This is a genomic window from Brenneria roseae subsp. americana, assembly GCF_003115815.1.
In the GTDB taxonomy this organism is placed as follows: domain Bacteria; phylum Pseudomonadota; class Gammaproteobacteria; order Enterobacterales; family Enterobacteriaceae; genus Brenneria; species Brenneria roseae.
Genome location: NZ_QDKJ01000005.1, coordinates 275,481 through 301,479, shown reverse-complemented (window position 1 = coordinate 301,479; position 25,999 = coordinate 275,481). Strand labels below are relative to the sequence as shown.

The 25,999-nt window shown below is 50.4% G+C and carries 27 protein-coding genes; 14 read left to right on the top strand and 13 right to left on the bottom strand.

The window, feature by feature from the left end; all coding sequences use genetic code 11:
• The first annotated feature begins 76 nt into the window (after positions 1-76).
• Together B4923_RS08795 and sstT are read left to right on the top strand one after the other, a co-directional pair.
• Entirely contained in the window at positions 77-1,030 is a 954-nt protein-coding gene (locus B4923_RS08795) for a TerC family protein (protein ID WP_109054006.1), read from the top strand.
• A 312-nt stretch (positions 1,031-1,342) separates the two neighbouring features.
• On the top strand, positions 1,343-2,590 hold the full coding sequence (sstT, locus tag B4923_RS08790; protein WP_109053963.1) for a serine/threonine transporter SstT: 1,248 nt from the start codon (positions 1,343-1,345) through the stop codon (positions 2,588-2,590).
• A 104-nt stretch (positions 2,591-2,694) separates the two neighbouring features.
• Here the strand turns inward: sstT and B4923_RS08785 are convergent, their stop codons facing one another.
• From B4923_RS08785 to uxaC, 4 genes are all read right to left on the bottom strand, one after another.
• Entirely contained in the window at positions 2,695-3,237 is a 543-nt protein-coding gene (locus B4923_RS08785) for a YgjV family protein (RefSeq protein WP_109053962.1), read from the bottom strand.
• Positions 3,238-3,328: 91 nt separating this feature from the next.
• Positions 3,329-4,819, bottom strand: coding sequence for a UxaA family hydrolase (locus tag B4923_RS08780; protein WP_109053961.1), 1,491 nt, complete (start codon positions 4,817-4,819; stop codon positions 3,329-3,331).
• 18 nt (positions 4,820-4,837) lie between these two features.
• Entirely contained in the window at positions 4,838-6,289 is a 1,452-nt protein-coding gene (locus B4923_RS08775) for a tagaturonate reductase (protein WP_109053960.1), read from the bottom strand.
• Positions 6,290-6,409: 120 nt separating this feature from the next.
• Entirely contained in the window at positions 6,410-7,819 is a 1,410-nt protein-coding gene (gene uxaC, locus B4923_RS08770) for a glucuronate isomerase (RefSeq protein WP_109053959.1), read from the bottom strand.
• 492 nt (positions 7,820-8,311) lie between these two features.
• Between uxaC and exuR the strand changes: the two genes are divergently transcribed.
• From exuR to B4923_RS08720, 9 genes are all read left to right on the top strand, one after another.
• Positions 8,312-9,088 carry a transcriptional regulator ExuR gene (gene exuR / locus B4923_RS08765; RefSeq protein ID WP_109053958.1) on the top strand — a complete coding sequence of 259 codons (777 nt, stop codon included), beginning with the start codon at positions 8,312-8,314 and terminating at the stop codon, positions 9,086-9,088.
• Positions 9,089-9,706: 618 nt separating this feature from the next.
• Positions 9,707-10,381, top strand: coding sequence for a DedA family protein (locus B4923_RS08755; protein ID WP_109053956.1), 675 nt, complete (start codon positions 9,707-9,709; stop codon positions 10,379-10,381).
• A gap of 122 nt (positions 10,382-10,503) precedes the next feature.
• The gene (mzrA, locus tag B4923_RS08750; RefSeq protein ID WP_109054005.1) at positions 10,504-10,830 is read left to right on the top strand and encodes an EnvZ/OmpR regulon moderator MzrA; all 327 of its coding nucleotides are present in this window, start codon (positions 10,504-10,506) and stop codon (positions 10,828-10,830) included.
• A gap of 4 nt (positions 10,831-10,834) precedes the next feature.
• Positions 10,835-11,212 carry a DUF1090 domain-containing protein gene (locus B4923_RS08745; RefSeq protein ID WP_342752513.1) on the top strand — a complete coding sequence of 126 codons (378 nt, stop codon included), beginning with the start codon at positions 10,835-10,837 and terminating at the stop codon, positions 11,210-11,212.
• Positions 11,213-11,399: 187 nt separating this feature from the next.
• Complete coding sequence (locus tag B4923_RS08740; RefSeq protein ID WP_109053954.1) at positions 11,400-11,705, top strand: ElaB/YgaM/YqjD family protein; 306 nt, start codon at positions 11,400-11,402, stop codon at positions 11,703-11,705.
• A 12-nt stretch (positions 11,706-11,717) separates the two neighbouring features.
• Positions 11,718-12,113, top strand: coding sequence for a phage holin family protein (locus B4923_RS08735; protein ID WP_109053953.1), 396 nt, complete (start codon positions 11,718-11,720; stop codon positions 12,111-12,113).
• The gene (locus tag B4923_RS08730; protein WP_109053952.1) at positions 12,110-12,394 is read left to right on the top strand and encodes a YqjK-like family protein; all 285 of its coding nucleotides are present in this window, start codon (positions 12,110-12,112) and stop codon (positions 12,392-12,394) included. The genes B4923_RS08735 and B4923_RS08730 overlap by 4 nt, the downstream gene beginning before the upstream one ends.
• A gap of 306 nt (positions 12,395-12,700) precedes the next feature.
• Complete coding sequence (locus tag B4923_RS08725) at positions 12,701-13,096, top strand: DoxX family protein (RefSeq protein WP_109054004.1); 396 nt, start codon at positions 12,701-12,703, stop codon at positions 13,094-13,096.
• Between the two features lie 101 nt (positions 13,097-13,197).
• Positions 13,198-14,187: a glutathione S-transferase family protein gene (locus tag B4923_RS08720; protein WP_109053951.1), complete on the top strand. Its 990-nt coding sequence runs from the start codon at positions 13,198-13,200 to the stop codon at positions 14,185-14,187.
• A 92-nt stretch (positions 14,188-14,279) separates the two neighbouring features.
• On the opposite strand, the gene B4923_RS08715 is transcribed toward B4923_RS08720, so the two are convergent.
• Entirely contained in the window at positions 14,280-15,176 is an 897-nt protein-coding gene (locus B4923_RS08715; RefSeq protein ID WP_109053950.1) for a LysR family transcriptional regulator, read from the bottom strand.
• A gap of 110 nt (positions 15,177-15,286) precedes the next feature.
• On the opposite strand from B4923_RS08715, the gene B4923_RS08710 reads away from it, so the two are divergent.
• Entirely contained in the window at positions 15,287-15,985 is a 699-nt protein-coding gene (locus B4923_RS08710) for a pirin family protein (protein ID WP_109053949.1), read from the top strand.
• A gap of 113 nt (positions 15,986-16,098) precedes the next feature.
• Positions 16,099-16,608 (top strand): zinc uptake transcriptional repressor Zur, encoded by a 510-nt coding sequence (gene zur, locus B4923_RS08705; protein ID WP_109053948.1) that lies wholly within the window; start codon positions 16,099-16,101, stop codon positions 16,606-16,608.
• A 150-nt stretch (positions 16,609-16,758) separates the two neighbouring features.
• Here the strand turns inward: zur and B4923_RS08700 are convergent, their stop codons facing one another.
• The 3 genes from B4923_RS08700 to B4923_RS08690 all read right to left on the bottom strand — a co-directional run bounded on the left by B4923_RS08700 (position 16,759) and on the right by B4923_RS08690 (position 18,469).
• Positions 16,759-16,968 (bottom strand): CsbD family protein, encoded by a 210-nt coding sequence (locus tag B4923_RS08700; protein WP_109053947.1) that lies wholly within the window; start codon positions 16,966-16,968, stop codon positions 16,759-16,761.
• A gap of 417 nt (positions 16,969-17,385) precedes the next feature.
• Positions 17,386-17,994: a transcriptional repressor LexA gene (gene lexA / locus B4923_RS08695; RefSeq protein ID WP_109053946.1), complete on the bottom strand. Its 609-nt coding sequence runs from the start codon at positions 17,992-17,994 to the stop codon at positions 17,386-17,388.
• 109 nt (positions 17,995-18,103) lie between these two features.
• Entirely contained in the window at positions 18,104-18,469 is a 366-nt protein-coding gene (locus B4923_RS08690; RefSeq protein ID WP_109053945.1) for a diacylglycerol kinase, read from the bottom strand.
• 140 nt (positions 18,470-18,609) lie between these two features.
• Here B4923_RS08690 and plsB point away from each other — a divergent pair, with 140 nt between their 5' ends.
• Complete coding sequence (plsB, locus tag B4923_RS08685; RefSeq protein WP_109053944.1) at positions 18,610-21,081, top strand: glycerol-3-phosphate 1-O-acyltransferase PlsB; 2,472 nt, start codon at positions 18,610-18,612, stop codon at positions 21,079-21,081.
• A 78-nt stretch (positions 21,082-21,159) separates the two neighbouring features.
• Here the strand turns inward: plsB and ubiA are convergent, their stop codons facing one another.
• From ubiA to B4923_RS08660, 5 genes are all read right to left on the bottom strand, one after another.
• A complete protein-coding gene (ubiA, locus tag B4923_RS08680; RefSeq protein WP_425428602.1) occupies positions 21,160-22,032 on the bottom strand; it encodes a 4-hydroxybenzoate octaprenyltransferase in 873 nt (290 codons plus the stop codon).
• Positions 22,033-22,047: 15 nt separating this feature from the next.
• Positions 22,048-22,569, bottom strand: coding sequence for a chorismate lyase (ubiC, locus tag B4923_RS08675; RefSeq protein WP_109053943.1), 522 nt, complete (start codon positions 22,567-22,569; stop codon positions 22,048-22,050).
• A gap of 413 nt (positions 22,570-22,982) precedes the next feature.
• The gene (gene groL, locus B4923_RS08670; RefSeq protein ID WP_109053942.1) at positions 22,983-24,635 is read right to left on the bottom strand and encodes a chaperonin GroEL; all 1,653 of its coding nucleotides are present in this window, start codon (positions 24,633-24,635) and stop codon (positions 22,983-22,985) included.
• A 46-nt stretch (positions 24,636-24,681) separates the two neighbouring features.
• The gene (locus tag B4923_RS08665) at positions 24,682-24,975 is read right to left on the bottom strand and encodes a co-chaperone GroES (protein ID WP_048636335.1); all 294 of its coding nucleotides are present in this window, start codon (positions 24,973-24,975) and stop codon (positions 24,682-24,684) included.
• Between the two features lie 220 nt (positions 24,976-25,195).
• Complete coding sequence (locus B4923_RS08660) at positions 25,196-25,666, bottom strand: FxsA family protein (RefSeq protein WP_109053941.1); 471 nt, start codon at positions 25,664-25,666, stop codon at positions 25,196-25,198.
• Positions 25,667-25,999 lie beyond the last annotated feature (333 nt).

The following is a 25,999-nucleotide window of genomic DNA, read 5'->3' as shown; positions in this document are numbered from 1 at the left end:
TCATTTGCAGCTTGATGATAAAGCGGCCAGCGTCTTCCGATGTTGGCCGTTTTTGTTTTCATTAAAGGATACCGCTATGCACACCATTGGCACGCCGTGGTTATGGGGCAGCTTTGCTGCCATTGTTATCGTTATGCTGCTCATCGACCTGCTCTATCAGGGTAAAAAAGGGTCTACGGTGATGACATTCAAACAGGCGGCCGCGTGGTCCCTTGTTTGGGTGGCGCTCTCTTTGCTGTTCAATGCGGGTTTCTGGTGGCATCTGGATGGAACGATGGGACGCGAGGTCGCCAACGCCCAGTCTCTGGCCTTCCTGACGGGTTATCTGATTGAAAAAGCGCTGGCCGTCGATAACGTCTTCGTCTGGCTGATGCTCTTCAGCTATTTCTCCATTCCACCGCAATATCAGCGACGCGTTCTGATTTATGGCGTGCTGGGCGCCATCGTGCTGAGAACGCTGATGGTGTTCGGCGGCAGTTGGCTGGTCACCCAATTCCAGTGGCTGCTGTATGTCTTCGGTGCATTCCTGCTGTTTACCGGTATCAAAATGGCGCTGGCCAGCGAGGATGGCAACGCGATTGGCGACAAGCCCGTGGTGCGTTGGCTGCGCGGGCATCTGCGTCTGACCGACACTATCGAAAACGACAGGTTTTTTATTCGTCGCAACGGACTCTGGTACGCGACGCCGCTTTTCCTGGTGCTGATCCTGGTGGAAATCAGCGATGTGATTTTTGCCGTCGACAGTATTCCGGCCATTTTTGCGGTAACAACCGACCCCTTTATTGTTTTAACTTCCAACCTGTTTGCGATCCTGGGATTGCGCGCCATGTATTTCCTGCTGGCTGGCGTAGCCGAACGTTTCTCGCTGCTGAAATACGGGCTGGCCGTGATTCTGGTCTTTATCGGGACCAAGATGCTGTTGATTGATCTCTTCCATATTCCAACTGCCATTTCGCTCGGCGTGGTCGCCGGAATTTTGACCCTCACCCTGTTGATTAACGTTTGGGTTAACCGCCGCACGGCACAATAATTCGCCTTTTCGGTCTCTCCGTGCCAGATACATGCAGTATGGAGAGACTGATGCATTAATAAATTCCGATTTAAGACATAAAAAACGGCATCTGCTCTTTTCCAGCTATCAAATTTTCATATACTGATACGCGCAAACACATTTCGTTACGGAACATACCCTGAATAATTCGAGTTGCCGGGTCACCAAGCCAACGTACATGCAACTTGAAGTATGACGGGTAATAGAACAAAACCCAGTGATCATTGACACCAGAGGTTATGCATCCGTAAAACACAACTACTCAGCGGAAACGGTCACACCGTCAAAACTATGGAAAAGAATAAGTCACGTTTTTTGCAGTACATAACTCAAGGTAGTCTGGTTCAACAAATTCTTCTGGGGCTCATTGCCGGAATTATTTTGGCGTCGGTATCCACACAGGCTGCTATCGCAGCAGGGTTGTTAGGCACGCTGTTCGTCGGCGCCCTGAAGGCCGTTGCGCCTGTACTGGTTCTGATGTTGGTAATGGCATCCATCGCCAACCACCAGCAAGGCCAAAAAACCAATATTCGTCCGATACTGATGCTTTATCTGATCGGAACCCTCTCAGCCGCGCTGGTTGCCGTGGTGCTCAGCACCCTCTTCCCTTCGACGTTGGCGCTCAATGCACAGGCGGCGGATATCACGCCGCCATCAGGGATTGTCGAAGTGCTTAAAGGACTCTTGATGAGCATTATCGCCAACCCGATTCATGCACTGCTTAATGCAAACTATATTGGCATTCTGGTCTGGGCAATTGGACTGGGGATCGCTTTCCGGCATGGTTCCCAAAGTACCAAAAGTATGATTACCGATGCTTCCAACGCCATTACTTTCATTGTCCGCGTCGTGATTCGTTTCGCACCGCTGGGCATCTTTGGTCTGGTCTCTTCAACGCTGGCGGAAACCGGGTTCGGCGTACTGTGGGGCTATGCGCATCTGTTAATGGTGTTAATCGGCGGCATGCTGTTGGTTGCGCTAGGGGTTAATCCATTGATTGTATACTGGAAAACTCGCAACAACCCTTATCCGCTGGTGCTCCGTTGCCTGCGGGAAAGTGGCGTTACCGCCTTCTTTACCCGCAGTTCCGCCGCCAATATTCCGGTGAATATGGAACTGTGCCGTAAATTGAATCTGAATGAGGATACTTACTCCGTCGCCATTCCGCTGGGCGCGACCATCAACATGGCAGGCGCGGCCATCACCATTACCGTGCTGACGATGGCAGCAGCCAACACGCTGGGCATCCATGTGGATTTACCGACAGCCCTGCTGCTGAGTGTGGTTGCTTCAATCTGCGCCTGCGGTGCTTCCGGTGTGGCGGGCGGCTCACTGCTGCTTATCCCCCTGGCATGCAGTATGTTTGGTATTTCAAACGATATCGCCATGCAGGTTGTTGCCGTTGGTTTCATCATCGGTGTGTTGCAGGATTCCGCTGAAACCGCGGTAAACTCCTCAACGGACGTGATCTTTATTGCGGCGGTTTGTGAAGCTGAAGACGCAAAACTGGCGGAAAAAGAGCGTCTGAATATACTGTAACCGATCTGTCGTCCCTGCTCAGGCAGGGACTTGCTTTAACCGGTAACCTGAGAGGAGAGGCTTCCTCGCGGGAATGACAAAAACGTTTTTTGTTCCACAGACTATCAAACTTTTCCGGTTTCTTTCTTCTCAATCTTGAACGGATCGATACCGCGTTTCAGCATTCGCCGGAAACGGATGATGTTAAAACCATTCATCAGCAGGAAACTGCCTTCAATCAGTGACCCCCCTATCGAGCCCAGCCAGATATTGTGCACAACCCAACAGGCGGTTGCGCACCACATGACGCAGCGCGTGGTTAAACCAGAAGTACGGAACAACGCCCAGGTACTGGCGACCGTACCCAATATCGGCAACAGTTCCATGGCATGTTTCAGGTTGGAGAGGCCAAACACCAGCGTCAGGGCAATGAACACAAACATCACGGCAATGTTATGCGTCTTTAGCGAGATCAACGTACGGGCCGAATTGAGTACCGCACTGGCTCCCGCCGCATTCGCGCCCATCAGAAAAAAGTGTAACCCGATAACGGCGCTGTAAGCCGAAAGCTGTAGTTTGAATTTCTTATCGTCACGATTAAAAAACATGGTGATGCCGACCAGAAAGGCAAACACGCCTACAGACTGGGCAAACCAATAAGATGTCATGATCCCTGCCTCTGAAAAAATTACTGCGGAAAAAAGAAAAACGGCGTCAATAAATGAAACGCCGTTTTATTTTAAATAGAATATCGTCGCTTTACAATGTCACACCGCTTTTAAATATCGCCAGCTCGCGGAAATCATTGATTTCATTCTTAGCCCGCTTCCCATCGGCAATCTCGACAATCAGATCGATAAATTGCGCCAGCAACTCATCCATCGGCATGCCGTGAATCAGGCGGCCTGCGTCAAAATCTATCCAGTGCGGCTTTTTGTTCGCCAGTTCACTGTTGGTCGCCAGCTTGACGGTTGGAACGAAGCCGCCGTAAGGCGTGCCGCGCCCGGTACTAAACAATACCATATGGCAACCCGCCCCCGCCAATGCACTGGTTGCAACCGCATCATTACCCGGCGCACTAAGCAGGTTAAGACCGGGAGTATGTAAGCGCTCACCATATTTCAGAACATCCATCACCTTGCTCTGTCCGGCTTTTTGCGTACAACCGAGAGACTTCTCTTCCAATGTCGTAATCCCCCCCGCTTTGTTACCCGGTGACGGGTTTTCATAAATCGGCTGATCGTGGGCGATGAAATACTGTTTGAAATCATTGACCATGTGCACCGTTTTTTCAAACGTGACTTCATCATGGCAGCGGCTCATCAGAATGCGTTCAGCACCAAACATTTCCGGGACTTCAGTCAGAACGGTTGTGCCGCCATTGGCGATCAGATAATCCGAGAAACGCCCCAGCAGCGGGTTGGCGGTAATACCAGACAAACCATCCGACCCGCCGCATTCCAGACCGAATTTCAGTTCACTGAGTTTACCGGGTACGCGTTTGTCATGACGCATCGCCTGATAAAGTGCGTGCAGTCGTTCCAGACCCGCTTCCACTTCATCATCCTGCTGCTGGCAAATCATAAAGGTGACCCGCTCAGCATCATATTCACCTAGCGTAGTGCGGAAGGCGTCAACCTGATTATTCTCGCATCCCAGACCGATGACCAGTACCGCACCCGCATTCGGATGACGGACCATGTTTTGCAACATGGTTCGCGTGTTCTCGTGATCCTGTCCCAGTTGAGAACAGCCGAACGGGTGGCTGAACAGATAGACACCGTCAATATCCTGCGCATCCTGCGTTTCTTTCAGGAAACGCTGCTGGATTTGACGGGCAATACCGTTAACACAACCGACCGTCGGCAGGATCCACAGTTCATTACGAATACCGACATCGCCGTTCTTGCGGCGGTAAATCTGCACCTGCCGATCCTGCATTTGCCGCGGCAGATCGATAAACGCCGGCTGATACTGATATTCATCCAGATCGCTCAGGTTCGTTTTGGCATTCTGTGAATGAATATGTTCACCGGGTGCAATCGAAACCAGAGCATGACCAATCGGCAGGCCGTATTTGGTTATCATCTCCCTTGGGGCAATGGTTTCCAGCGCGAACTTATGCCCGCGAACCACAGGTTGCCGCAGAGTGACCGAATGCCCTTCCACCGCCACCGTTTCACCTTGTTCCAAATCGCGCAGAGCGACAGCCACATTATCCAAAGAATGGATTTTTATGATGCTTTGCATGGATACGCCTTTTTGCTGTTAGCAATAATCTTCCACCGCTGATCGCATACCGCGCTCAACGATCGTTTGCACCTGTTGTGTTACCTGCGCTGCCAGTCCTGGAACCTGTGTCAAATCCTGCTCCCAGTGCCCGGCATCGCTTAATACGACAGTCACCAGTTCACTCAAACTAACGGTGTTGTCTTTCACTCCACGCCAAAGTGCGGAATAACGTTCCAGCCAATGCGCATCATCCTGCAACGGATAGCTTTCGCCGTTGCGCTCACCACGATAGAACGTAATCAGTGCCGCAAGCGCGAATGTCAGACGCGGCGGCAGCTCACCCTGACGTTCGCGATAAGCCAGCAGTTGCGGCAAAATACGGGTACGGAATTTGGTCATGCCATTCAACGCGATAGACAGCAGTTGATGTTGTATGAAGGGGTTACGGAAACGGCTTAACACCGCCTGGGCAAAGGACATCAGCTCATCATGAGGCAAGTCAAGCACCGGGACGATCTCTTCCGCGATGGTTTTTTCCACAAATTGACTAATCTGCGCATCATTCATCGATTCGCCAACGGTATCCAGACCAGCCAGAAACGCGACCGGCACCAGTGCGGTGTGCGCGCCGTTCAGAATAGCGACTTTGCGTTCTTTATACGGCTTGATGTCGTCAACGATGCGAACATTCAGATTCAGCTTGTTCAGGCGTAATTCTTCTTCCAGCCACTGTGGTCCCTGAATCACAAACAGATAGAAGTATTCGGCGGTATCCAGAAAGGTATCCTGATAGCCCAGTTCCTGCTGTAGCTCATTGACTTCTGCACGCGGGTAACCCGTGACAATACGGTCCACCAGCGTTGAACAGAACGTATTGCTCTCATTCAGCCAGGTAACAAACGCGGGCGCCAGTTCCCACTGGTTTGCATAACGCAGTACCAGTTCTTTCAGCGCAACACCGTTATAGTCAATCAGTTCACAAGGCAGCAGTACCCAGCCTTTGTCCGCGGCGCCGTCAAAATGACGGAAACGCTCATACAGCAAACGGGTCAGCTTAGCCGGGAAGCTGGTCGGAGGCGCATCGCTAAAGCTATCGTCGGCGCTGTAGCTGATCCCCGCTTCCGTGGTGTTGGAAAAAACAAAGCGGATGTTCGGATCGTGAGCCAAAGCCAGATAGTCATCAAACTGGCGATAGACGTTGATTTCGCGGTTTACGGAGCGAATCAGGCGTGGTTCGCGTACCGCTTCGCCCTGTTCGTTCAAGCCACGGATAATAGTGGTATACAGGCCGTCCTGAGTATCAAGCGCTGGCGGGAAATCCGTATCGATTGGACGAACGACAACAATACCGGCATCCAAATCGGTATGCTCATTCAACAAATCCAACTGCCAGTCGACGAAAGCGCGTAGAAAATTACCTTCACCAAACTGAATGACACGATCCGGATGCTGACGACCGGGAAAATTACGACGATTTAACGTTTGCATTAACAGGCTACCTCAGGACAGAGATCACTCGCATTCCAGGCACGGCTGATTTCAAACCACCTTCATCCTTGCCCAAAACTCATTAAACGGCGAGCCTCCACACGAGGCCCACCAACGGTATTACAGCTCAATGGCAAAATAGTTTTTGGCATTATCAAAACTGATGTTTTTAACCATTTCGCCCAGCAACGGAAGATCGGCTGGCGCTTCGCCATCCTCCACCCAGCGACCAATCATCTGGCACAGGATACGGCGGAAATACTCATGACGGGTGTAGGACAGGAAACTGCGGCTGTCAGTCAGCATACCGACGAAGCGGCTCAGCAGACCAAGCTGCGCCAGCTGGGTCATCTGACGCTGCATGCCGTCTTTCTGATCGTTGAACCACCAGCCGGAACCGAACTGCATCTTGCCCGGCATGCCTTCACCCTGGAAGTTGCCGGTCATGGTGGCGATGACTTCGTTATCGCGCGGATTCAGGCAATAAAGGATGGTTTTCGGCAGCAGATTTTCTTCATTCTGTTTGCTGAGCAGGCGCGAAAGCTCCTGTGCCAGCGGACGATCGTTGATAGAATCAAAACCGACATCCGGCCCCAGCAGTTTGAACTGGCGCAGGTTGTTGTTGCGCAGCGCACCAATGTGATACTGCTGAACCCAACCGCGACGTGCATATTCCGCCCCCAGCCATACCAGAACAGCGGTTTTAAACTGGGCGACTTCATGTTCATTCAGCGCTTCCCCGGCCAGTCGACGAGCCAGAATACTATCCAGAGTGGCTTCGTCCGCTTCGGCGAAAAGCACCACATCCAGCGCGTGATCGGAGACTTTACAGCCGTGGGCCGCGAAATGATCCAGCCGTTTGGTCAGTGCGGCTTGCAGATCGCTGAAACGGAGAATGTCGGTGTCAGACACTTCGCCCAGCTTCGCCATGTAATCGTTGAAGGTTGCCTGCTCAATATTGAACGCCTTGTCCGGGCGCCAGCTCGGCAGCACTTTGATGTGGAAATCCCCATCCTGCGCGATGGTTTTGTGATGGCGCAGATCGTCAATCGGATCGTCCGTGGTTCCCACCATTTTCACGTTCATCTGCTGCATAATGCCGCGCGCAGTGAAATCATCACGCTCCAGCATCGCGTTACAGCGATCCCAAATATCTTTTGCCGTTGACGGCGACAGCAGCGTGCCAGCGATCCCGAACGGGCGGCGCAATTCCAGGTGAGTCCAGTGATACAGCGGATTACCGATAGTGTGAGGAACCGTTGCCGCCCATGCCTCGAATTTTTCCCTATCACTGGCATCGCCCGTACACAAACGCTCAGGCACACCATTGGTACGCATTGCACGCCACTTATAGTGATCGCCTTTCAACCAGATATCATACAAGTTTTTGAAACGATAATTTTCCGCAATCTGTTCCGGTGGTAAATGGCAATGGTAGTCGAATATTGGCTGGTCGACGGCATACTCATGATACAGCCGACGGGCAAATTCACTATCTAACAGAAAATCTTCATTAAGAAACTGGGGCATGTTTTTCTTCCTTTCCGTGCTTCTTGTACACCACGTTGGTTGATCGTTTAAAGATATCACACCAATTATGTTCTATATCTCACAGCATTAGTGAGGCCATGATCGCAAAAATCTAACAGACGGTACAACATTGCAGCATTTTTGCCATTAACTCTCCAATAGAGGCGTTTTTGTGGAAAAACTTGCTTATTTTCACCTAAAAAGATGGTTTTTTGGTATCACTCAATCCAAAGATGTATGACAAATTATTGTAACGCGACATCAAGCAATGCATTCCATCTCTCTCTTACAAATAGAGTGGTTTTTCCTGCGAAGTACAAACAAGCCAGCCGACTCACCCGCAATTTAAAAGATGATGGTGATAACTGTGACAACGGCATGAGTTGCAGTTAATATTAAGTGGTATAACAAATCATTCCTCAAAAATTAACAAGATAGTACTTCAGGCCCTGACGTCGCACATGGACCGTCATCTATCTAAGAGCAGGCATTATGGAATTCACAGAACCACGACGTTTATACCGGCAGCTAGCCGCAGAATTAAAGCAGCGTATCGAAAGCGGTATTTATCAGGTCGGCGAGAAATTGCCGGCAGAACGCTACATTTCTGAAGAATGGAATGTCAGCCGCACCGTCGTGCGTGAAGCGATCATCATGCTGGAAGTCGAAGGGTACGTTGAGGTTCGTAAAGGGTCGGGTATTCATGTCATTTCCAACCAGCAGAAAAATCTGCTACCCAATAATGGCGACGTTGAATTTGTCACCGCCGGCCCGTTTGAACTGCTTCAGGCCCGCCAACTGATCGAAAGCAATATCGCTGAATTCGCGGCAACCCAGGTTACCCGGCAAGATATTGTGCTCTTGATGGAAATTCAGGAGCATGCCCGGCAGGAAGATCGCTTCCGCGACTCGCAATGGGATCTGAAGTTCCATGTGCAGGTGGCCCTCGCCACGCAAAACTCAGCGATGGCGACCATCGTTGAAAAAATGTGGAGCCAGCGCATCCACAACCCATACTGGCGTAAGCTGCACGAACATATCGATGATAAATCAATCGAAAGCTGGTACGAAGAACACGATGAGATCCTCAAGGCGCTGATTCGCAAAGATCCTTATGCCGCCAAACTGGCCATGTGGCAACATTTGGAAAATACGAAGCAAATGCTGTTCAGAGCCACCACGGATGACTTTGAATTTAATGTGGATCGCTACATGTTTTCCGAAAACCCGGTGGTTCATCTGGAGCAGATAAATACCAATAAATCCTAGCGTTTTTCCCGCTATTGCCCCCGGCGCCTTATTGGGGGCAAAAAGTCAAAAAGCGTCGGTTTCTGTCAGTGAGTGTAAAATATGGCAGAAATATCAATGATCCCTTCTAAACCGCCTTAAATCCACCTGCTTGCTGTGATATTTTTCTGTCTCAGCCACACCTATTTTGTTACAGTTAGAGCGCTTTTCTTACGCTTAATTCGTGACTTCGAGTGCAAAATACGTTAACGGCAGACAATTCATCATTGGATGGTCGCGCCCACGGTTCGGATGACGCGGACACAGGAAGGAATCGGCCCAGAGACTCAATATCATCATCGGTGCGGCGCAGAACCAGAGAGCATCCATACCCACATAGATTTCGGGTTGCAGGAAGGGGCAAGTGGAAAAACCGGTGAGTTTCAAGTCAGTGATTTGAACACGGCCCGAAAGGGCGAGCGGTCCAGGGAGGAGGCCGAGTAACGCAACCAACACACCTGCAACGTGAAAGATAACGGGTATCATAACCATAACAACGTGTTGAAACGGACCGCCTGGTGAACCACAGTCACCCTTATCATGACCGGACTCTTTTCATAGAGCCGGATTTAATGAAATGCAGCAGTATTAGGATACCGGATGGATATTATTAAAGAATTATTGCACGCGCTCTGGCATCAGGATTTCGATATCTTAGCCGATCCCAAACTGGTCTGGACTATCTACATATTGCTGTTTTTAATTCTCTTTTTAGAAAACGGCCTCTTACCCGCCGCCTTCTTACCCGGAGATAGCCTGCTCATTCTGGTTGGTGTGCTGGTTGCCAAAGGCACCATGAACTTCCCCTTTACCATCGTATTGTTGACGACTGCCGCCAGTCTGGGGTGTTGGATCAGCTATATTCAGGGGAAATGGCTGGGTAATACACGAATAGTACAAAGTTGGTTATCACACTTACCGGCACACTATCATCAACGTGCGCACCAGCTTTTCCATCGCCATGGCCTTTCCGCCTTGTTGATCGGGCGCTTTCTGGCATTTGTGCGTACACTGTTACCAACTATCGCCGGCTTATCGGGTCTGAACAACGCGCGTTTCCAGTTCTTTAATTGGGTGAGTGCGTTGCTATGGGTATTGATTCTGGTTTCACTGGGTTTTGCTTTGGGAAAAACCCCCGTATTCCTGAAATACGAAGACGAGTTGATGTTTTTCCTGATGATGCTGCCGTTGGCTCTGCTGTTTATCGGCCTCTTTGGTTCGTTATTTGTGCTTTGGCGTAAAAAACGAACCGCTAATGCAGAAAAAGGAAATTAACTGTGTCGATCAGGTGGTTATATCATAAAAAAACGCAGGAGCATTTTTCAACGTCACGCAGTGACGGCCCGAAGGGCGGCGGTCATCGCCATAAAAAAATATGGCGCCTGCTGCTCTTGGTCATGCTACCGATTCTCGCGATCACCCAGTCGCCGCACCGCTATCAGAACGATGCAATGCTGCACATCAAGCCGCTTTATCAGGGAGCTGCGCTGCCGGACGGATTTTATATTTATCAACGACTCAATGAACGCGGCATTGCCATAAAAAGCATTACGACCGCGCAGGATAGTCTGATTATCCGGCTCGCCTCTCCTGAGCAGAGCATCGCCGCCAGGGATGTGTTGCGTCTGTCATTATCCAAGGTTAACATCACCACGCTGCAAGTGGCTAAACCCACACCATTCTGGCAGCAAAAACTTACGCAGATACAATCCAAACTGGGGTAACGATTTGAAAATACGTGTATTAGGCATCGCCTTATTATGTGGAACCTTTGGAATATCGCTGGCTAATGCGGAAAGCATCCCCGGAGGCTGCCTGCAAAAAGAGCAGGAAATCCAGCGTCAGATCGACCATGCACGCCAATATGAAAACGCCCCGCGAATCGCTGGGTTGCAAAGAGCATTAGCGGAGGTGAAGGCTCACTGTACCGATGAAGGATTGGCCGCCGAGCGCCGGGAAAAAATCGCCGAGCAACGACAGAAAGTGGCTGAGCGAAAGCAAGAGCTGAGCGAAAGCAGGCAAAAAGGCGACGCCGAAAAAGTCCTGGTGCGGGAGAAGAAACTGGCTGAAGCAGAACAAGAATTACGCGAGTTAGAAGAGAATTAGTATTTACCGTTTTCGTCTGAACATATAATTTCCCTTCGGTATCATTATTGTCTAATTTATAGCCTAAATATAAATTACTAAAATTTACAGTACGTTATCAGAATTATCCGTGCTTCGATTTACAGGCATAAATCAAAACTTCAGCTATAGTTAAATCTCTGGATTACAACATTAAGGGTTATTTAATATGGCTAAAGATCAAAATTCTGAATTTTTACGCGCTGAATTAAAATCGCTGGCGGACACACTTGAAGAAGTATTAAGCACCTCCAGCGATAAATCCAAAGCAGAATTGGATAAACTGCGTAGCAAAGCAGAAACGGCCCTGAAAGAAACCCGTTCCCGCCTGAGCGATACCGGTGAGCGCATTGCCAGCCAGACTCGTGAAGCGGTGGGATGCGCAGACGATTACGTCCGTGAAAATCCGTGGACAGGCGTTGGTATTGGTGCAGCAATCGGTGTTGTGCTCGGTGTTCTACTCTCCCGCCGTTAATTAATCTGAATTATGACTGATAAACAACGACAAGGCCCCGCAAGCGGGGCCATAGCGTCTGCGCAACGTATTATTTCCATCCTGGTCAGCATGGTGGAAACGCGGGTTCGTTTGGCCGTCATTGAGTTGGAAGAAGAAAAAACCAATCTGATTCAATTATTGATGATGGCCGGGCTGACGCTGCTTTTCGCCACGTTTGGCCTAATGACGTTAATTGCGTTAATTATTTTGGGAATTGATCCCCAGGATCGCCTGTTCGCTCTCGGGTGTATTACCGCCACGCTGCTGGGATTGGCGCTGATTATCGGGATCTGGACATTGGTAAAAGTACGCAAATCCACACTGCTTAAAGCCACCCGCAAAGAGCTGGAAACAGACCGCGCCTTGCTGGAGGACGAATCAAAATGAGTCAGCAACAGCGCAACAGGGAAAAAGCACAACTGCTGCGCGCAATACAGCAACAGCGGCTGGATCTATCCGCAGGAAAGAATGAGTGGCTGGATTCAACCGCGCATTACGATCGCTACTGGCACAGCCTGATGCAGTGGCGCAGATACTGGATTGTGGGCTCCGGCCTCATCGCGCTTTATGGCGCTCGTCACCCAAGCCGATTGATTCGTTGGGGCAGACGGGCTTTGGGTCTCTGGGGCACCTTGCGGCTTCTCCGTAAAACCTTTCCTCAACGCTGATCCCTCTCTTTTTTCAACCTGACAATACGCTGCCGCCTGAGTATGGCGTTCTGTGTTTGTCTCTTTTCTGGTCAAAAAATTTGCTATGGCGATGGCAATCTCCCCTCGTTGGCAGCCAAGATTATCCCTTTTAAAAGAACATCAATTTTTCTGAAAAAAACCAACAATTATACTCGCTGGTGCGCCATACCGCGCCACTATACCATCTGTCCATAAGTTGATGACCGGGCGGATGTTTGTTTGCAGCCAGCCAGTCACCAGAACATCACAGGTAAGTAAGCCTTGTAAAAATTGATTGGAGACATGATGAAAAATTTAGAAAGTACCGCGCTGCTGATCGCCCGTATTTTAATGCCGATTCTGTTCATCTCGGCAGGATATGGAAAACTGGGCGATGCCTATGCTGGCACCCAACAGTATATGCAGGCGATGGGGGTTCCAACCTTCCTGCTGCCGTTGACCATTCTGTTGGAACTGGGCGGCGGTCTGGCCGTTCTGTTTGGTCTGCTGACTCGCACCGTGGCGCTGTTCACTGCGGGCTTTACGATCCTGACGGCGCTGATTTTCCATACCAACTTCGCTGAAGGCGTGAATCAACTGATGTTCATGAAAAACCTGACTATCGCAGGTGGCTATATTCTGCTGGCGGTAACGGGTCCGGGCGCATTCAGCATCGACCGTATTCTGAATAAAAAGTGGTAAGGCAAGGCGTGTTCCGCCTGTACTACACTTAATATCCAGATAAACGACGACAAACGCAAAACGTGTCGTCGTTTTGCCATTCTTCAATTTGCGGAGGATTTATGGGGCAACTGATTGACGGCGTATGGCACAATACCTGGTACGAAACAAAATCTACCGGCGGACATTTCAAACGTTCGGAATCACATTTTCGCAATTGGGTCACCCCTGACGGTCAGCCTGGCATCACCGGTCATGGCGGTTTTCAGGCGGCATCAGGCCGTTATCACCTCTACGTTTCGCTGGCCTGCCCCTGGGCACACCGCACTTTATTAATGCGCCAATTAAAAGGATTGGAAACGCAGATTCCCGTTTCTGTGGTTCATCCCCTGATGCTGGATCACGGCTGGACCTTTGATGTCGATTTTCCAGATGCGACGGGGGACTCCCTTTATCAGCACGAGTTTCTCTATCAACTCTATCTCCATGCCAAATCTGATTACAGTGGCCGGGTCACTGTGCCCGTGTTGTGGGACACGGAGCAGCACACCATCGTCAGTAACGAATCCGCCGATATTATCCGCATGTTCAACAGCGCATTCGATCAAGCGGGCGCCAAAGCGGGTGATTATTACCCGGCCGCGCTGCGCCCGCAGATTGATGAATTGAACGGCTGGATCTATGACAAAGTGAATAACGGCGTCTATAAGGCCGGTTTTGCCACTAGTCAGTCTGCGTATGACGAAGCAGCCTCGGAAGTTTTTGCCGCCTTATCCCGGCTGGAATCCATCCTTGCGCAACAACGTTATCTGACGGGTTCGCAGTTGACCGAGGCAGACCTGCGGCTATGGACAACGCTGATACGTTTTGATCCGGTCTATCACACCCATTTTAAGTGCGATAAATACCGCTTAAGCGATTACCCGAATCTGTTTGGTTTTTTACGTGACATCTATCAGATGCCTGGCATCGCTGATACGGTGAACATGGCGCATATCCGCCACCATTATTACCGGAGTCACGTCACGATCAATCCACACGGCGTGATTTCACTGGGCCCGGAACAGGATCTGAACAGCCCCCACGGGCGCGACAGAGAGTTTGCCGGTTAACTCTGGTTGATGTCAGGTTCTTCGGCTCTCCCCTTTACCGGGAAGAGGATATTGATGGCCAAGTCCTGAAGTTGTCCGCCGTCGGCAGAGTCTCAAGCCTGATTGAGCAATTTGGGAATTTCCCGCAAACACCAGGATTTCGCTTCGCCCATACTATCTCGTCGCCAGGCCATGATGATCTGGCTCTCCATTGAGTATTCGGGGCTAACGACACGTAACCGACCTGCGGCAATATCCTGGGCCACCATGGGATAAGGCATCGTCGCCACCCCCAATCCTGCCAGCAAAGCGCGGCGTTTATCGTCCAGAGAGCTCAACGTCAGGCGCTGCTGTTTATCCAATAACTGTACCGTTAACACCGGACGTTCACGCGCGGTATCGGCAACAGCAATCCCACGGTATTTTATCCGGGTGACATCCGATAGCGGTTCCGGCTCCTGATGAATAGGATGGTCCGGGCTGGCCACATAGACACTCTTCAGCGTATAGAGTTTGCGTGTATTGATTTCGGAAGACGCGCGGAAATGCATATCCGGCGCAATAACAATATCTGCTCGTCCTTGTTCCAGACGCTCCCACGCCCCGGCTAACACTTCAGTCAGGATGGAAACCTGGGTATTGGCCTTCAGGGATAACTTATCGAGCAATGGAAAAAGCCGCTGACTGGGGATCAATGCCTCGGTCACAATCGTCAGGTGAGTTTCCCAACCGCGGGCCAACGCTTCCGCATCCGTCGTAAGCTTGTCCGCCGCTTCCAGCAGAATACGTCCACGCTCCAGCAACATACGGCCAACGTTCGTGAATTTGGTGCGGTGTCCGGAACGGTCAAACAGCACCACATCCAACTCTTCCTCCAGCTTTTGCATGGTGTAGCTCAGCGCAGAAGGCACTCGCCCTAACTCATCCGCCGCTGCGGCAAAGCTTCCCCGACGATCAATCGCGTCCATGACCCTCAAGGCTTCCAGCGTCAATGCCCGTTCTTTAGCCATTTTCGTACTCATTCAGGAATTTTGAATATACCGACCAGATTAACTAGCTAACAATCCAGCGTCCACACAATTACTATTTGTTTAAGAAATAAATAGTCAGGGCAATCACCATGATCATAAGAAGAGCGGCGGAGCAATGCGGTCAAGCTGACTATGGCTGGTTGCAAGCACGTTATACTTTCTCATTCGGCCACTACTTCGACCCTCAATTACTGGGCTATGCATCGCTGCGCGTGCTAAATCAGGAAGTGCTGACACCAGGCGCTTCCTTCCAGCCGCGCACTTATCCGCCCGTGGACATTTTAAATATCGTCCTCCAGGGAGAAGCGGAATACCGCGACAGTAACGGCCATCATATCTATGCCAAAGAGGGGGAGGTTTTACTGCTCGCGACTCAGCCGCATATCAGCTATAGCGAGCACAATGCCAGCAGTTGTAAGCCGCTGACGCGCATGCAACTGTGGCTGGATGCTTGCCCAACGCGAGAAAACGATGCGCTACAGCGCTTATCGCTGAACAAAACCGGCCATCGTTTATTGGCCTCACCAGAGGGCGAGCAAGGCAGTTTGCAACTCCGCCAACAAGTGTGGATCCATCATCTGGAATGGCAAGAAAATGAGCAACAGACCATTATGCTGCAAGGCAATCGGGCTTATTTGCAGTTGATTCATGGCTCCATGAGCATCCATGAACAGTCAGGCCCCCAGGTGCTGCACTGTGGTGACGGTGCGTTTATCCAACATGAATCGGCGTTGACTCTAACGGCTGAAACATCACTGCGGGCCTTGTTAATCGACCTGGTTGCCTGACACACGCCGTCTTCGCTAACGCACCTGATAAGCCGGCGTCACTGGCTCGGTGTTTTTCTCCAGCCGTGATAAGATATGCACTTCGTTTCTCTATCCGTCAGGGTGATATGGCAATGGATTCAACCACACAGGACAAATTACTTGCCCAGGCTGAACAGATTTGTCAGCAGCGCGGCGTTCGTCTGACGCCACAGCGACTGGAAGTGTTACGTCTGATGGCGCAACAGTCTGGTGCCATCAGCGCCTACGATCTGCTCGATCTCTTACGGATATCAGAACCGCAGGCTAAACCGCCGACAGTTTATCGTGCTCTTGATTTCTTACTGGAGCAGGGTTTTATTCATCGGGTCGAGTCAAACAACAGCTACGTGCTCTGTCACCATATTGAGGATCATAGTCACACCTCCGCACTCTTTATCTGCGACCGATGCAGTCAGGTTACCGAACGTCAGACTGAAGGGGTGGAAGAAACACTCCGTAATTTGGCGCAACAGGCGGGTTTTACTTTGCGCCACAGCGTGATTGAAGCGCATGGGCTATGTGAAAGCTGTCAGGAAGTCGCGACATGTAAACAAACGGATCATTGCGATCACGACCACAGCATACCGATCAAAAAGCGTTAGCCCTCACGATTACTCGCAAGGGCTAATTCAGCAGACACCTCCCTGTGTATCTGGCGCATCCGCGTAGACCCGCGGTATCGTTCCTTGTTATGCCAGTTTATCCTGACTCAGCCAGCAAGATTGCCATGCCGCCAGGGATGATGGTTTTCCTTACCAGAAGTATTTGTTACGACTTTCCCAGTCTTTTACTTCTTTCTCGGCAGCTTCCTGCTCGTAACCATAGCGTTCCTGGATCTTGCCAACCAATTGGTCACGTTTACCTTCGATAATCTTCAAATCATCGTCAGTCAGTTTACCCCACTGTTCTTTCGCTTTACCTTTAAGCTGTTTCCAGTTACCGCTGGTTTGGTCCTTATTCATAGTAATCTCCATAACTTAGGTTAAAATGGCATAAGTAAATAGTTACTTATACCCATATCGTTAATTTCAGCATTCATCATCAAATAAGATAAAAATGCTTATCTTGAAAATAATTATAGTAAATAATTCTGGTTATTTTATGTAAACCAGACCCTAAGTCTGAATAAATGATTTTTATAATGATGAAATAATTTAAAAACCACATAAAAACAGGAAGTAACGCATATATTTATTTACTCCCATCAAATGTAAATAAATATATCAACGGTATAACCCAAAAAGATCGGAGCACCGCGTCGGCAGGCAAGGTATCAAGGAGTGATGAATGAGGGGATAAACAACATCGCCCCGGAACGGGGCGATGCATGAATCAATGTCGGGACGGCAAACCTATCGCCTGGCGTAGGGTGCCTAAAGTCAGCTCCAGTCACCGTTACGAATTACGCCAACGGCCAGACCTTCGATAGAGAAACTCTGCTCGCGCAGATCGACGACGATAGGAGAAAACTCTTCGTTTTCAGCCAGCAACTGAACCGTATTCCCTTGTTTTTTTAGTCGTTTTACCGTCACCTCATCTTCAATACGGGCAACGACGACCTGACCGTTATGCACATCCTGCGTTTTATGTACGGCCAGCAGATCACCATCCATAATACCGATATCTTTCATCGACATGCCGTTTACCCGCAGTAAGAAATCCGCTCTGGGTTTGAACATGCCGGGATCGACCTGATAATGACATTCAATATGCTCTTGCGCCAGAAGCGGCTCACCCGCAGCAACACGGCCAATCAACGGAATGCCAGCCTCTTCTTCCATCAGCAACCGAATACCACGAGATGCGCCAGATACGATTTCAATCACCCCCTTGCGCGCTAATGCTTTCAAATGCTCTTCAGCGGCATTAGGCGAACGAAATCCCAGTTGTTGGGCAATTTCTGCACGCGTAGGCGGCATACCGGTCTGCGCAATATGATCGCGGATCAGGTCATAAACCTGTTGCTGTCTGGCTGTTAATACTTTCATTCCGCCCCCTGGTTGTTTATACAGTCTTGCTGTGAGTATATACAGGTCATACCCAATTGGGAACCGGGATGTGAGTAAACCTCGGTTTTTTATTAATTTCTGCCAACCTTCATGCAAAATGCCGCCACAGAATACTGCCCCAGACGACAGCCGCGAGCAGAATAGCCACAAAAACGGCAGCCGATCCGATGTCCTTCGCCCGGCCGGATAATTCATGATGCTCAGTGCCCACGCGATCCACGACGGCTTCAATCGCACTGTTCACCAGTTCAAAAAGCATGATCAACACGACCGCTCCGATAAGCAACAGCGTCTCGACCAGCGTGACGGGCAGCAGACAGGCGATAACCACCCCGACGATCGTCAGCACCGTTTCCTGACGAAAAGCCGCTTCGTGCCGCCATGCCTGTTTCAGTCCCTTAAGGGAATAGCCGGTTGCTTTGATAATCCGGGTCATTCCCGTTGCTTTATTCATTTATCCTCCGTTTTTTATAAAAATAGCTTATAAGAGATCGCCCGCATTTTAACACTTAACCGTTGTCTCATAACCACAGATCTCCAGCGCAGTTTCTGGTATCCTTGCGACGCATTGCTAACAAGAGGCTTCAAGTTGTTATGTCAGGTTGGCGTAAAATTTACTATAAATTATTGAGTTTCCCACTCGGGCTGTTAGTGAAAAGTAAAGTCATACCCATAGATCCCGTGACTGAGCTGGGTTTAGACCCGTCACGCCCTATCCTCTATGTGTTGCCTTACAATTCTCAGGCAGATTTAATGACACTGCGGACAAAATGTCAGACGCTTGGTTTGCCTGATCCCCTGCTGCCCGTGGACATTGGCGGAGTGGAACTGCCCAGTCATGTCTTTATCAATGACGGTCCCCGTCTTTTCCGATACTACGTTCCAAAACAGAAATCGGTAAAACTGTTTCACGACTATCTGGATTTGCACCGCGCCAATCCCGATCTGGATGTGCAAATGGTGCCGGTTTCCGTCATGTTTGGTCGTTCGCCCGGCCGTGAAGGACAAAATCAGGCTACCCCGCATTTGCGGTTGCTGAACGGTATCGAGAAATTCTTTGCCGTACTGTGGCTGGGCCGCGACAGCTTTGTCCGTTTTTCCAGCCCGGTGTCATTACGTTACATGGCAACCGAGCACGGTACTGACAAAACCATCGCCCACAAGCTGGCGCGGGTCGCCCGCATGCACTTCTCCCGTCAGCGATTGGCGGCGGTAGGGCCGCGTCTGCCGGTACGTCAGGAGCTGTTTAATAAGCTGCTTGATTCCAAGGCGATCAAAAAGGCCGTAGATGACGAAGCGCGCAGCAAAAAAATCTCCCATGAGAAAGCACAGCAAAACGCGATTGCCCTGATGGAGGAAATTGCCGCCGACTTCTCTTATGAAGCGGTTCGTCTGTCGGATCGTGTATTAAGCTGGACGTGGAACCGCCTCTATCAGGGCATCAACGTCCACAACGCCGAGCGCGTACGCCAACTGGCACAGGATGGACATGAAATCGTCTATGTCCCCTGTCACCGTAGCCACATGGACTATTTACTGCTGTCCTATGTGCTCTATCATCAGGGGCTGGTGCCCCCGCATATCGCGGCGGGCATTAACCTGAACTTCTGGCCCGCCGGCCCGATTTTCCGTCGCTTAGGCGCGTTCTTTATTCGCCGTACCTTCAAAGGCAATAAACTGTATTCCACCATTTTCCGTGAATATCTGGGCGAGCTTTTTGCCCGGGGTTACTCGGTCGAATATTTTGTTGAAGGTGGCCGTTCACGTACAGGGCGCCTGCTGGAGCCAAAGACCGGTACGCTGGCCATGACTATTCAGGCCATGTTGCGCGGCGGTACGCGCCCCATTACGCTGGTGCCTATCTATGTCGGCTATGAGCACGTCATGGAGGTCGGCACCTACGCGAAAGAACTGCGCGGCGCAACAAAAGAGAAAGAAGGCTTTATGCAGATGGTTCGCGGCTTGCGTAAATTACGCAATCTCGGACAAGGTTACGTGAACTTCGGCGAACCGCTGCCGTTAACCACCTACCTGAATCAACATGTACCGCAGTGGCGTGACGCCATTGACCCGATTGAAGCACAGCGCCCGAGCTGGCTGACACCGACCGTGCAGGATATCGCTACGGATATCATGGTACGCATCAACAATTCCGCTGCGGCAAATGCCATGAATCTCTGCTCAACGGCTTTGCTGGCTTCGCGTCAGCGATCTCTGACCAGAGAACAAATGCAGGAACAGCTGGATTGTTATCTGCAACTGCTGCGTAACGTTCCTTACCATAAAGACATCACCGCACCGAAAAAGGCGGCGGAGGAGCTACTGGAACACGCGCTGGGCATGGATAAATTTGAAGTCGAGAAAGACAGTATCGGCGACATTATTATTCTGCCGCGGGAACAGGCCGTGTTGATGACGTATTACCGCAATAACATTCAGCACCTGCTGATATTGCCGTCGCTCATTGCCAGCATGGCGATTCATCACCGCCGCATTACGCTCGCTGAAGTGGTTCGTCAGGTGACGCTGATTTATCCGCTGCTGAAGGCCGAACTGTTTCTGCATTATTCAAAGGAGCAGCTACCGGAAGTGATATCCACACTGGTAGCCGAGTTAACCCGTCAGCAGTTGTTGTGCAGCAAAGAAGGCGACTTGCTCATCAATCCGGCCCGTATCCGCACGCTGCAACTTTTAGCGGCCGGTGTACGTGAAACGCTGCAACGCTATGCCATCACGTTGTCACTGCTGGGAGCGAATCCTGAGATCAATCGCGGAACGCTGGAGAAAGAGAGCCGCAACATGGCACAACGCCTGTCCGTGTTGCACGGCATCAACGCGCCTGAATTCTTCGATAAGGCCGTTTTCTCAACGCTGGTTGCGACGTTGCGCAGTGAAGGCTACATCACCGACAGCCTTGAAGCGGCTCAGGGTGATATTTTGACAATCTACAATATTCTGGCCGATTTAATCACCCCGGAAGTCAGGTTGACGATTGAAAGCGCCAGTTCACCGGCGGAAACGGAAAATGACACACTGCCGGCAGTGGAAAACCATTCACAGGAATAACACCTTACGCCAGACAAAAACGGCGGCGAAGTATATCGCCGCCGTTTTATCAGCAACATCTATCAGCAACATCCCGCGTTACAAACCCAATATCACACCGGCAAACAACGCCATACCGACATAATTATTGTTTTTAAAGGCCTTGAAACAGGCATCACGTTCCCGCCCGGCGATCAAGCGTTGCTGATAAACAAACAGCCCGGTGGCCACCAGTAGCGAGGCATAAAAGACAGGGCCCAGCGATGTAAGGTAGCCCAGCGCCGCCATCAGTAACAAAGTGCCCAATTGCAGTAAACCAATGATCAACGTATCAAAACGGCCAAACAGGATCGCTGTGGATTTGATACCGATCTTGAGATCATCATCCCGATCAACCATCGCATATTGCGTATCATAAGCAACCGTCCAGCAGATATAAGCCAGAAACATCAGCCAGCAGGTTAACGGCAGCGTTTCACTGACTGCGGCATAGGCCATCGGAATTGACCAACCAAACGCCGCTCCCAGAACAAACTGCGGTAAATGGCTGACGCGTTTCATAAATGGATATACCCAGGCCAACGCCAATCCGGCAACGGAAAGCCAGATGGTCATCCGATTCAACGTCAGCACCAGACTGAACGCCAGCAGAACCAGCATCACAAACAGAACTTTTGCCGCCTGTTCACTGACCATGCCGCTGGGCAGAGGACGCGAAGCGGTACGTTTCACATGGCCGTCAAAATGACGATCGGCATAATCATTGATAACGCAGCCTGCTGCACGCATTAAAAAAACCCCGGCGACGAAAACAAACAGGACCCAGGGTTCAGGTATGCCGCGACCTGCCATCCATAAGGCCCATAGCGTTGGCCACAGCAGCAGCAGGGAACCAATCGGCTTATCAATACGCATCAAACGACAGTAAGCCAGCCATTTTCCCGCCGTTATACTTCTTTCCAACGGACTCATCTCCTCAATTGCCGGCTAGCCTTCACAGCTATCCGTAAAATAAAGCGGTGCTTCTGGCAGAAACAGTTCAGTCAGCAGAAACGGACTGCCAGAAAGACACAAACGCGAACGCCGCGCCCACAAACCGGCACAGCATCCGGTATGAATATAATCACGCGTCAGCGTCTCTTGCTGAAACAGATAACGACCCAACGGCTCATCACCGATCGCTTTCAAGCCCGAGCCGGCCCCTTCCAACGTTTGCAGAGGGATCAGTGTACGGCCAAACAGCCATGGCCGTTCATCGCCATAAAGCACGACCTCACGCAGCCAATAACGCTCACTGGCCGGCAAATGTTCCCGCTCATCGCACAGTTCTGAAGAAATGACAAAACGTTCATTGCAGAGTTCAACCGTCAGTTGGGTGCAATACGTCTCGAGCCGCTGCGTCATTGAGCCCGTTTCCATCAACCAGCTCGCAATATATCCGGGCAGAACCGGAGATGGCTCAGTACACCACTCAATGGCGCGCAGAAGAGCCGGCGCATCATCAGACATTGTCCCCACTCCGCCTTGGGCTGTTTCGTAAATAAAATAAACGTCTCATATTGTAGCGCAGAATGGCCTCTCTATGACATGTAATGAACCGATTGATCACGGATGAAACACGATTTCGGCAATCTTTTCGCACCGGGAAGACTTACTGATTTCAAAGGGAAAGTCACGTCATAACACGTAAGGCAGGACAACGTGCAGATAAAGCGGAAAAGAAACGCTCAGGCATAAAAAAACGCCTGGCGCGTCTCCAACATTGCAAAGCAACGGCCTGAAAGTAAAAGACGGCAGCCATAAAAAAAGCACTATCCGGCATAGCCTGAGATAGTGCTTTTTTGCAAAGCGTGGATGCAAACGAAAGTAATCAGGGATCAGATTGTCATCGGAACGCGGTGCCCGATGACAACGACACCTTATTACATCATACCGCCCATTCCACCCATGCCGCCCATACCACCTGCGGCACCTAAATCCGCCTTATCATCTTTCGGCAGTTCGGTAACCATACATTCGGTGGTGATCATCAGACCAGCGATAGACGCCGCGTACTGCAGAGCAGAACGGGTCACCTTGGTCGGATCCAGGATACCGTAGTCCAGCATGTTGCCGTATTCTTCAGTTGCAGCGTTGTAACCGTAGTTACCTTCACCCGCTTTCACGGTGTTGGCGATAACGGAGGCTTCTTCACCGGCATTAACCACGATCTGACGCAGCGGTGCTTCCATTGCGCGCAGCGCAACTTTGATGCCGACGTTCTGATCTTCGTTATCACCTTTCAGACCAGAAGCAGAGATAGAGGAAGCGGCACGAATCAGTGCAACACCGCCACCCGCAACCACGCCTTCTTCTACCGCTGCGCGGGTTGCGTGCAGGGCATCTTCAACGCGTGCTTTCTTCTCTTTCATTTCAACTTCAGTCGCTGCGCCAACTTTGATAACGGCTACACCGCCAGCCAGTTTAGCCACACGCTCCTGCAGTTTTTCTTTATCGTAGTCTGAAGTCGCATCTTCGATCTGCTGACGAATCTGGGTAACACGCCCCTGGATTGCGCCTTCGTCACCCACGCCATCAATGATGATGGTGGTGTCTTTATTGATAACAACGCGTTTGGCCTGACCCAGATCTTCCAGCGTCGCTTTTTCCAGTTCCAGACCGATTTCTTCAGAAATCACCGTACCTGCCGTCAGGGTAGCGATATCCTGCAACATGGCTTTACGGCGGTCGCCGAAGCCCGGCGCTTTAACCGCAGCCACTTTCACGATGCCGCGCATGGTGTTCACCACCAGCGTAGCCAGTGCTTCGCCTTCAACGTCTTCTGCAATGATCAGCAGTGGTTTACCGGCTTTAGCAACGGCTTCCAGCACTGGCAGCATTTCGCGAATGTTGGAGATCTTTTTGTCAGCCAGCAGGATGAACGGGCTTTCCAGTTCAACAGAACCGGTTTCCGGCTTGTTGATGAAGTAAGGGGACAGGTAGCCGCGATCGAACTGCATACCTTCAACAACGTCCAGTTCGTCTTGCAGGCCGGTGCCTTCTTCAACGGTGATAACGCCTTCTTTGCCTACTTTTTCCATGGCTTCTGCAATCAGTTTACCCACGGTCTCGTCGGAGTTTGCAGAGATGGTGCCAACCTGTGCGATGGCTTTGAAATCAGAGCAAGGTACGGATTGTTTTTTCAATTCTTCAACAGCGGCGATAACCGCTTTATCGATACCGCGCTTTAAATCCATCGGGTTCATGCCCGCAGCAACGGCTTTCAGACCTTCAGTGATGATGGACTGAGCCAGTACCGTTGCCGTTGTGGTACCGTCGCCCGCAGCATCGTTCGCTTTAGAGGCAACTTCTTTTACCATCTGCGCGCCCATGTTCTCGAATTTGTCTTCCAGCTCGATTTCACGTGCAACAGAAACACCGTCTTTAGTAATCGTGGGGGCACCGAAGGATTTATCCAATACTACGTTACGGCCTTTCGGGCCCAGGGTAACCTTCACTGCATCAGCCAGTACATTCACGCCGCGCAGCATTTTTACGCGGGCGTCATTACCGAATTTTACGTCTTTAGCTGCCATTGGTGTATTTCCCTTAAATTCGTTCAGTTCAAATGATTACGCGCAATTACGCTTCAACAATTGCCAGAATGTCGCTTTCAGACATGATCAGAACTTCTTCGTTATCGATCTTCTCTGCCTTCACGCCATAGCCATCATTGAAAATAACGATATCGCCTACTTTCACATCCAGCGGCTTCACTTCGCCGTTTTCCAGGATGCGGCCATGGCCGATGGCCAGAACTTCACCACGGGTAGACTTACCTGCAGCGGAGCCGGTCAGAACGATACCGCCAGCAGATTTGGACTCAACTTCTTTGCGCTTGACGATCACGCGGTCATGCAATGGACGAATTTTCATTGATAGCTCTCCTTTGAGAAAGTCCATATCAGTTTTAGGATGAACGCCGGACATGCAATCATATCCGACCTTGTGGTGTTCTAAATGGGGACGTTTCCAATCCCTTCAAGGGAGGAAATACATTTTTTTTGCGTTAAGCCTCTTTTTTTATACACACGATAATAAAAAACAAGGATTATCAATTAGATAATCCTTGTATAATATTCAGCCGATCTCGCTGTCAACGATCGTCCCGTTCATCCCGGTGCTCAATATTTCCGCTACCGTCATCTTTACGCTGATATTCGCCTTCAAAGGTATTCCCACCGGAGGAGGCCGAACCGGGACCGGAACGCCAAATGTGCAGATGAGGCATCAGCTTTAACGTCAGACGTTTTTGTACCGGCGGCAATAACAGCAACAGCCCGAGAAAATCGGTAAAAAATCCCGGAATCAACAGCAGAAACCCCGCCAATACCAGTGAAACACTTTTCACCATTTCCGCAGCCGGGCTCTCTCCCGCCGCCATTTTCTGCTGCATTTGAATAATGGTTTTCATTCCCTGATTACGCACCAACGATACGCCGACACAAGAAGTAAACACCACCAGCAGCAGCGTTATCGCGACACCGAACACCTCTGCCACCTGAATGAACAGCGAGATCTCTATGTAGGCAAAAAGAAAGATTAATAATAACGGTAACCAGCGCACCCGGTCCTCCTGTGTGTTGAAAGCGCATTCTGTTGGAAACAGACTCAGCGATAAAAATTCAATATGTTATTTAAACCCAATACGTTAATAAAATACCCGACTGAGGACCACGCGACGACACGTGATAATTTACTGAAATGGTAGCGCAGTTGCGCATTTTCAAGCTACGACAGTACGATTTGTTGTTCTAAGATAGTCACGCGTGATGATTATCACAGTTCATTTATCTGTCCGTTATGGAACGATAAGATAGTGATCCAGACTACTATTTTTTGTTTTTCAAACAGAATATCCTCACGGAAAACAGATTCAGTTATGGTTAAACATTCTGTC